The sequence below is a fragment of the Chryseobacterium sp. BIGb0232 genome (assembly GCF_024810195.1).
Lineage (GTDB): Bacteria > Bacteroidota > Bacteroidia > Flavobacteriales > Weeksellaceae > Chryseobacterium > Chryseobacterium pennae.
The window spans coordinates 82759-92491 of sequence record NZ_JANUEH010000012.1 but is presented as its reverse complement, the minus strand read 5'-3'; the positions used below and the strand labels follow the sequence as shown (position 1 = coordinate 92491).

At 40.9% G+C, this 9733-nt stretch carries 6 protein-coding genes; all 6 read left to right on the top strand.

Going from position 1 to position 9733, the window contains the following annotated elements; genetic code table 11:
- The first annotated feature begins 7 nt into the window (after positions 1–7).
- The 6 genes from M2372_RS21245 to M2372_RS21220 all read left to right on the top strand — a co-directional run bounded on the left by M2372_RS21245 (position 8) and on the right by M2372_RS21220 (position 9733).
- On the top strand, positions 8–256 hold the full coding sequence (locus M2372_RS21245) for an acyl carrier protein (protein WP_123321245.1): 249 nt from the start codon (positions 8–10) through the stop codon (positions 254–256).
- Positions 234–1472, top strand: a complete 1239-nt coding sequence (locus M2372_RS21240) for a beta-ketoacyl synthase N-terminal-like domain-containing protein (RefSeq protein ID WP_123321246.1) — start codon at positions 234–236, stop codon at positions 1470–1472. The genes M2372_RS21245 and M2372_RS21240 overlap by 23 nt, the downstream gene beginning before the upstream one ends.
- 327 nt (positions 1473–1799) lie before the next feature.
- On the top strand, positions 1800–3059 hold the full coding sequence (locus tag M2372_RS21235) for a hydroxymethylglutaryl-CoA synthase family protein (RefSeq protein ID WP_123321247.1): 1260 nt from the start codon (positions 1800–1802) through the stop codon (positions 3057–3059).
- Positions 3047–3838: an enoyl-CoA hydratase/isomerase gene (locus M2372_RS21230; RefSeq protein WP_123321248.1), complete on the top strand. Its 792-nt coding sequence runs from the start codon at positions 3047–3049 to the stop codon at positions 3836–3838. The genes M2372_RS21235 and M2372_RS21230 overlap by 13 nt, the downstream gene beginning before the upstream one ends.
- Positions 3839–3866: 28 nt before the next feature.
- Positions 3867–4616: a polyketide synthase gene (locus M2372_RS21225; protein ID WP_123321249.1), complete on the top strand. Its 750-nt coding sequence runs from the start codon at positions 3867–3869 to the stop codon at positions 4614–4616.
- 5 nt (positions 4617–4621) lie between these two features.
- Positions 4622–9733, top strand: coding sequence for a type I polyketide synthase (locus tag M2372_RS21220; RefSeq protein ID WP_123321250.1), 5112 nt, complete (start codon positions 4622–4624; stop codon positions 9731–9733).

Genomic DNA, 9733 nt, shown 5'->3' with positions numbered 1-9733 from the left:
AACAGATATGAATCAAGAAGAAATATTCCATTTAATAACCAAACATATAATAGAGGTAATACCTGAATTAGAAGACCATAATTTTAGCTACGAGGAAAGCTTAACAGATTTGGGAGCTAATTCGATGGATCGTGTCGAAATAGTTCTTATGATTAAAGAAACCTTATCCATTGATATTCCTCAAACACAATTAATAAAAGTTAAAAATATCGGAGAATTAACACAATTGTTTTATGAAAACTACCGAGCGTCATGAGATAGTAGTTACAGGAATAGGGATTACATCGGCCATTGGTCAAGGAAAATCGGCTTTTTTTGAAAACTTACTGCAAGGCCGCTCTGCCTTTCGTGTGATGGAGCGAGAGGGACGTCAAAAAGGAACTGCTTTTATTGGTGCAGAAATGAAGGAATTAATCCTTCCAGAACGCTTCTCAAAAAGGCTAATACGAAACGCGTCATTGTCAGCACAAGCAGCGCTCGTAACATTAGCAGAAGCTTGGGAAGAAGCAAATCTTCAAGACCTGGACTCCCATAACATTGGACTTGTAGTAGGCGGATCGAATTTTCAACAAAGAGAACTCTTGCAAACCTTTGAGTCATTCAATAACAAACTACCGTATTTAAAACCCAACTATGCACTTTCATTTATGGACACAGACGTTTGTGGAATGTGCACAGAACAGTTTGGTATAAAGGGTAGAGCTTATTCTGTTGGAGGAGCCTCCGCTAGTGGTCAAATGGCATTGATACAGGCGATTGAAGCAGTTCAGTCGGGTAGCCTGGAAGTTTGCATTGCAATTGGCGCATTGATGGACCTTTCCTATATGGAGTTGCAAGCTTTTAAAGTTGCGAATGCAATGGGATCAGAAGTATTTAAAAATGAACCACAAATGGCTTGTCGTCCTTTTGACAAGAAACACGATGGTTTTATTTACGGAGAATGCTGCGGTGCTATCGTGGTGGAATCCAAGGCGCATGCACAGGCAAGAAGCCAAGATTCCTACGCTCAATTTACTGGTTGGAGCATTGCGATGGACGCAAACAGAAACCCGAATCCCTCTTATGAAGGCGAATTGTACGTAATAAAAGATGCGCTAAAAATGGCAAAACTAAAAGCCGAAGACATCGATTATGTTAGTCCACACGGTACAGGATCTCCATTGGGCGATGAAACCGAACTTAAAGCGTTTATAGAGAGTGGTTTATCTGAGGCTTGTATCAATACCACAAAATCGATAATAGGCCACGGGCTTTCTGCCGCAGGGCTGGTAGAAATGATTGCCTTATTACTGCAAATGAAAGAAGGGCAACTACATCCCTCTTTGAATTTAGAGGACCCAATTAGCACACAGATGAAGTGGGTAAAAGAGAAGGCGATTCCCTGTTCAATTAAAAATGCTCTCAAGCTCAGTTATGGATTTGGCGGGATTAACACCGCGGTTTGCGTACAGAAAATAGAATCAAAAAACTGAAATAAAAGCTAATTAAAAGGCCTATAAATATGGGGTGTTCGAAACCTTTTTTCTATTAGCGGGGATTTTCGCTTCATAGCCAACAGGCCTATTTTTAGCAGAAACCTCTAAATCGCCGTCATTGCGAACCGAAGGATTGGGCTTGTGGGAGGAAGTGAAGCAACCTATCATGCTAGATTAATCTTTTATTTCTTAGTATGAAAGATTGCTTCGTTGTACCTCCTCGCAAAGACGGTATTTTTTAAAGCTCCGTAAGGTTTCGAACACTCCTACCTATAAATCTTAATCAGTTATTAATCGAGTATACCTATAAAAAAAAATCAAAATATGATCAATGTAGGAATAGAATCCATGAACGTTTATGCAGGGAGTGCTTTTTTAGATGTGAACAAGCTTGCCCTTCATAGACAGTTAGATACTAAAAGGTTCGTCAACTTAATGATGAAAGAGAAAGCAGTGGCAATGCCTTTCGAAGATCCCATATCGTTTGGGGTAAATGCGGCGAAGCCTATAGTGGATAAGTTATCCGAGGAAGAAAAACAAAAAATAGAATTGTTAATCACCTGTACAGAATCCGGAATCGATTTCGGTAAATCCATCAGCACCTATATTCATAAATACCTAAACCTGAGTAAAAACTGTAGAATGATGGAGATTAAACAAGCGTGTTATTCAGGTACGATTGGATTTCAAATGGCGGTTAACTTTATTCTCTCCAATACCTCGCCCGGTGCAAAGGCCTTGGTAATTGCCAGTGATATTTCCAGGTTTATGATTGTGCCAGGAATTTCTTTGGAAGAACAAGATTGGTCATTCGCCGAACCGAGTGGTGGAGCGGGAGCCGTAGCCATGTTGGTAAGCGATAGCCCTCATGTTTTTCAATTGGATCAAGGGGCTAGCGGATATTACGGCTATGAAATTATGGATACCTGTAGACCCGTTACCGATGGCGAAGCCGGCGATGTAGATATGTCGCTTTTGGCCTACTTAGATTGTTGTGAAAATGCATTTCTGGAATATCAAAAAAGAGTAATAGGGGCCTCGTATCGCGATAGCTTTCAATACCTGACTTTTCACACGCCATTTGGTGGAATGGTAAAGGGAGCACATAGAACCATGATGAGAAAGATGCTTAAAGCGGCGCCTTCCGATATAGAAAATGATTTCAACGAACGAGTGGTTCCGGGATTGAGCTATTGTCAACGCGTGGGAAATATTATGGGGGCCACGGTTTTTTTATCGCTATTGAGCACGATAGAAAAGGGAACGTTTGAGCGTGCTAAACGTATTGGATGTTTTTCTTACGGCTCAGGTTGTTGTTCAGAATTTTATAGCGGAGTAGTAACACCCGCTGGCCAAAAATATGTTCAGCAGTATAACATTGAAAGGCAGCTCGATCAACGATATGAGCTATCCATGAGTGAATACGACGAGTTATTGAAGGGAAGCGATACGATAAAATTTGGAACACGCGATATTCAACTTAATTTAGATAGGGTACCTGAAATAATTTCAACCGACCAATCTGAACGTCTTATCTTAACAAATATAACGAATTTTCACCGTAATTATAAATGGATAACCTAAGGTATCAAACGCTCGAAGTTCAATTTCGTGGAACAATTTGCTTTATCAAATTTAATCGGCCGGAGGCAAAAAATACAATTGATGAAGTTATGGTGGATGAAATTGATCAGGTATTAGCCATATGCGAAGAAAAAAGTACGGTAGTTGTTTTCGAAGGAAGGGCCGATATATTTTGCCTGGGTGCCGATTTAGATTCCATAGCATCAAATTTCGAGCAAATACCGATGTCTGATAAAATTCCCGATAAGCTATACTCAATTTGGCTAAAGTTAGCTACAGGACCTTACGTGTCTTTGGCACATGTAGAAGGAAGAGCAAATGCCGGAGGTTTAGGTTTTGTGGCCGCTTGTGATGTGGTACTAGCCAAAAATAGTGCTCAATTTGGTTTATCTGAGTTGTTATTTGGCTTGTTTCCTGCTTGCGTACTACCATTTCTTATTCGAAAAGTGGGTTACCAAAAATCGCACTATTTAACCTTAATGACCAAGTCCTTTTCGGCAGAAGTCGCTCAGCATTACGGCCTAGTGGATGCCTATGCGGCAGACAGCGATTCATTACTTAAAACACATCTGCGTAGATTGGAAAAACTACCAAAAGAGGGAATTAGGAGATATAAAAAGTACAGAAAGGACTTAGATAATTTTCTTAGCGAGGTACAGGGATATGCCGTTAGCACGAATCAAGCAATTTTCTCCGACCCTAAAATTCTGAGCGTTATTGCCGATTATATTCAAAATGAAAAGCTTCCATGGGAAAATAATTTAGGCAATACGAGTTAATAACACCACAATATTTTAATACCGGAATATGGAGAGATCAGTGATTGAAACCTTAGAAATAACACCCAGCATTTTGCAGGTTGTGATGAAGGATGAAGAATATAAAAATGCATTTTCACCCGAATTAACGGATGCATTAGTCCGTGTATTTGAAAACATTGCTTCAAATGAGAAATACAAAGCCGTAATTCTTACAGGATATTCAAATTATTTTGCCTCAGGAGGGAGTATGCAGGGGCTGCTCGATATCTACGATAAGAAAATTAAATTTTCAGATTCCAATTTATACAGCCTGGCGCTTAATTGCCCCATTCCGGTAATATCGGCTATGCAAGGCCATGCCATTGGAGGAGGCTTTGTGATGGGGTTATTTGCCGATTTTGTTGTGTTAAGCAGAGAAAGTATATACACGACTAATTTTATGCGATACGGTTTCACTCCGGGTATGGGAGCCACCTATATTTTACCCAAAAAATTAGGATTAGCATTATCAGAGGAAATGCTCTTAAGCGGGAGCAACTTTCGAGGCGATGACCTCGAAAAAAGAGGAATTCCATTTAAGGTGTTGCCGAGAACTGAGGTACTGCCCTATGCACAACAACTCGCGAACCAACTCGCTGAGAAACCTCGATTGGCATTGGTAACCTTAAAGGATCATTTGGTGAAGCAAGTACGCCAAGAACTTTCCAAAGTTATAGACGAAGAACTCACCATGCATGAAATAACTTTTCATCATCCCGAAGTGAAAGAACGAATTTTAAATTTTTTCGGAAAATAAAAACTATGAACGCACAGAACCTTAGAATATTAAAAGCTCTTCAATCTGGAAGCATTAGTGTAGAAGAGGCCAAACAACAGATCAGCAGCGCTGTAGACGTAAAAGCTTCTGGTAAAATAGAAGAAAAAAATAAAATCGCTATCATCGGCATGTCGGGTAGATACCCAGATGCGATGAATTTAGCGCAATACTGGGAAAACTTATCCGCAGGAAGAAATTCGATTAAAGAAGTACCCTCTTTCCGATGGAACATAGAAGACTATTACGATGCTACTCCATATAGAAAGGGAAAAACATATTGTAAGTGGTTAGGCGCAGTAGACGATATTGAGTATTTTGATCCATCCTTCTTTTCAATTCCGCCTGCCGAGGCAGAACTAATGGACCCTCAACACCGTTTATTTTTACAAGAAGCCTACAGCGCCTTTGAAGATGCCGGATACAACACGGAAACCCTTTCAAACAAGAAATGCGGCGTTTACCTCGGAATTATGAGTTTTGAATATGGGCTGATGCTTCACGGTAATAGTACCGGTATGTCGGCCACAATGGGTAATAGTTACTCCATTGCGGCAGCACGAATTGCCTACCATTTAAATTTAAAGGGGCCAGCCATTGCCTTAGATACTGCTTGTTCCTCTTCAATGGTCAGTATTCACCTGGCTTGTCAGGCTTTACTCAATAAGGAAACAGATATGGCACTGGCCGGCGGAGTGAGCTTGTACTTAACTCCAGATTCATACATAAGCATGTGTTCAGGAGGCATGTTGGCGAAAGATGGGCAATGCAAAACCCTGGATACCAGCGCTGATGGTTTTGTGCCCGGAGAAGGAGTGGGAGCGGTAGTACTAAAAAGGTTAAGCGATGCAATCAGAGATAAAGACAACATTCATGGGGTAATAATTGGCTCCGGAATTAATCAAGATGGAAGAACTAACGGCATTACTGCTCCCAGTGTTAAAAGCCAAACAGAACTTGAGCGAGATGTGTATTCGAGGTTTAATATCCAGCCCGAAAACATTCAATATGTAGAACTGCATGGAACAGGCACTAAATTAGGTGACCCAATTGAGTTGGAAGCCTTGTCTGCCGTATATACGGCCAATAGCCAGAAAAAGAATTATTGCGGTTTAGGTTCAGTGAAAAGCAATATCGGACATGCCTCAGCGGCGGCAGGTATAGCCGGTATACATAAAGTGTTGCTGTCAATGAAATACCGTAAAATAGCGCCAACACTTAATGTAGAAATCCCTACGCCGCATTTCGATTTTAAAGAATCACCTTTTTATATCAATAAAGAACTTAAAGATTGGAAAACAGATGATAACGTACCGATGAGAGCTGCCATTAGTTCTTTCGGATTTAGTGGAACCAATGCCCACATGGTAATAGAAGCGTATATGAATGGCAAGAAAAAAAATGGTCAAGGCCAAGATTCGGAACTCATTATTTTATCGGCCAAAAGTTCAGCGCAATTGAATACACAGGCCCACAACATAGTGAGCTTTCTAAAAAAGGAAACTGAAATAGCGCTTCGCGATCTTGCCTATACCTTGCAGGTAGGAAGAGATGAAATGGAATATCGATTGGCATTTAATGCCCACACGATTAATGAAGTGGCTGAACATTTAATCTCATTTATACAAAATGATTCAGTAAGTCAGGTTAGTGTAGGAATGGTTGAACCGGCACTGAAAGAATACGAAATCCTAGATGACAATTGGGATGCAAACACAGATAGACCCGATCGACTAGCAAAAATTGCGCAATTATGGCTGGAGGGTAAAAAAATAGATTGGGCGCAATTGTATACCGATATCCCTCAGCGCATTAGTTTACCTACCTATCCCTTTGCACGAGAGCGCCATTGGTTACCCACTGAAACGGCTAGTACCGTGCAAAAAAAGCAGTCACTCAGTAGCACGAGGGAACCGAAATTTCTGGCCAAAAAATGGCTAGCCCTTGAAACGACCGAAAAGAACGTAAAGGCGAACAAAGTGATTTTGCTGTGTTCAACAGCAACCATGAGCTTGGCACAACAGATAGCCGAATATTTTAATGAGGCAGAAATTGTTGAGTATAACCTTGCGGATGATTTTTGTACAAGTTGGAGCCGTTGGGATGAATTTGATGGGTTGATTGATGTGCTAGGCTGCGGAGAAGAAAGAGATTATACGTATAAACGGATACCCTTGATACAGCAATTAGTGGAGTTTGGTAAAAGGGAAGGACTAAAATTGATGGGCGTAACGCAAGGCTTAGAAGCTTTCGACGAAGCGTTTGGCCATTTTGCAGGAGCCGATACGGCCGCCTTATACCGAACCTTAGAACAGGAATACCGCCATTTAGCCAGCCTTCATTTAGATGTAGCAGTAAACGAAGAAAGCTCCATGTTGGCCAAGCAAATTGCGGATGAATTTTTTACCCCTAGCCATTCATCAGAAATAAGCATTCGCGAATCGATTCGTTACCAACCCATTTTAAAAGAGCAAAACATGGATATGGCTATCCGCAACATAACATTTTCTAGCGAGGATGTTTTGTGGATAACGGGAGGAACACGCGGGATAGGATTACAATGTGCATATCATTTTGTGAAGCACTCGGGATTGAAAAAAATAGTGTTAACAGGACGAGAAAAGATTCCACCTCGTACCGAATGGTCCTTGCATTTGAATGAAACTAGCTCTTTGTCCAATAAGTTGAAAGCAATTCAAGAATTGGAAGCTTTAGGAGCTCAAGTGCAGGTTGGCTCGGTACTGTTAACCGATAAGCAAGAGGTACAGAAGTTTCTAGTTGATGTGAAGTATAATTTGGGCAAAATCACTGCCTTTATTCATAGTGCAGGTGTAACCAATAAAAAGAATCCGGCATTTATTCGCAAGTCCAAACAAGAAATAGAAGAAATAACCAGTATAAAGACAATTGCCCTTGACAACATATACGAATGTTTGAAAGAGGAAACGTTAAAATTCTTTATACTGTTTTCTTCGGTTGCCTCAGCCATACCTTCTTTGGGAACCGGACAGACCGATTACGCAATGGCCAACGCCTACATGGATTATTTTGCTACATCCTGTCAAGCTAAATTTCCGGTATTAAGCATACAATGGTCAAGTTGGCAAGAAACCGGATTTGGAGAAGTGAAAAGCAAGGGCTATTTACAAACGGGATTGCTTAGTCAAACAAATGAAGAAGGTCTTAAACTATTGGATATTTTACTTGCGAATAACATTCGCGGGGTAATTCTTCCGGCCATGGTAGATCGTTCATTATGGCATCCCGATAGCTTGTTAGAAAAGTCGATCAAGTACCTTCCATTGACAATGGATAAAAATAGCTTGGAGATTCCTTCTACCACCGCTCCATTTGCGAATAAAACCTTAGAAGATGTCTTGGAGCTATTTGTCGATATATTATCGCGAGAGCTAAAAATGGATAAGCTCAAGATTAAATTGGATACATCATTTCAACAACTCGGAATCGATTCCATTATACTGATACAACTGGTTGCCGAAATAGATAAAACCTTTGGTATAAGTTTAGATCCGACTACCTTCCTAGAGCAACCTACACCCCGCAGTTTTTGCGAGTATCTGGTTAAAACCCATTCAAAAGACATCGAGGAACAGTTTTTATCTTCAAAAGCAAAAGTGGAAATTAAAACCTTTGCGAAAAAAGTGGCCATTGTTGGGATGGCTTGTCATTTTCCGGGAGCATCAAACATAACCGAGTTTTGGAACAACTTAAAAATGGGAAAAGATAGTATCAGTAAGGTGCCCGCGGGGCGATGGAGCGAGGCTGAATTTTATCATCCCAGAGGGTATTTATCGGGGAAAAGTATATCCAATAGCGGAGGTTTTTTAGATAGAATCGAAGAGTTTGATCCAGGCTATTTTAATATTCCGGAATCATTGGCTCCGTATATAGATCCGCTGCAACGACAATGGTTAGAAGTGAGTGTAGAGGCGCTAAACGATGCCGGTATAGAAAAAGAAACGTTGTCGGGAACAAGAGTAGGGGTATTTGCCGGAGCGAGAACGTCGAATTTCGCGATGAAATATCCGGGAAGTGTAAAAGATCGAATCGTTGGAATTGGTCAGAATTTCATCACTGCACATTTAGCCCATATCTACAATTTTAAAGGGCCAAATATGGTTATCGATACAGCCTGTTCAAGCTCGCTAACAGCAATTCATCAAGCTGCCGCGAGTATTCTCAGTGGCGAGTCAGAAATAGCGCTTGCCGGAGGTGTCGATATTCTATTGGATGAAGGACTTTTTGTTGGCTTAAGCAATGCTAAAATTTTGTCTCCAGATGGTCGTTGCAAAACCTTCGATGCCGATGCAAATGGAATTGGAATTGGAGAAGGCTGTGGTGTACTGGTTTTGAAGTCCTTAGAACAAGCTATTACAGACAATCAAAAAATCTATGCCCTTATAGATAGCTCGGTTATTAACAACGATGGAAATACCATGGGGGTAACCACCCCAAACCCCGAAGCTCAAACAGACTTGATTACGTCCGCAATCGAGAAAGCCAATATCAACCCTAAAACCATTACCTACGTGGAAACGCATGGTACTGGAACATTAATTGGCGATCCGATAGAATTGCGGGGCTTAACCAGGGCCTTAAACCACTCCGATTCAAAAGAACAATTTTGCGGTGTAGGAAGTGTAAAAAGTAATATCGGTCATTTATTATGCGCTGCAGGAGCGGCGAGTATTATCAAGGTCGCATTGTCTATAGTTAATCGGAATTTACCGCCTACGTTGCATTGCGAAACTCCAAATCCCCGTTTCAATTTCAGTAACTCGCCGCTTTATCCTGTGCTCAAGTATCAGCCATGGGAGACCGTAGAGGGTGTTTTAAGAGGAGGGATAAGTTCATTCGGTTTGGGAGGAAACAATGCGCATGTTATTATTAGCGACGAAGGGATACCGGAAACAAATCGAGCAGTAATGGATTCAAGAACTGAAACTGTGGTATTTAATAAACGATTTTTTTGGCCTTCATCTTCCATAGAACAGCCTGATTTAGACCTAGAAGCCAAGTCGTTAAAGACAACACAAGAAAATGATTTTATGAGATTTTTTATAATAGACGAAGATTAG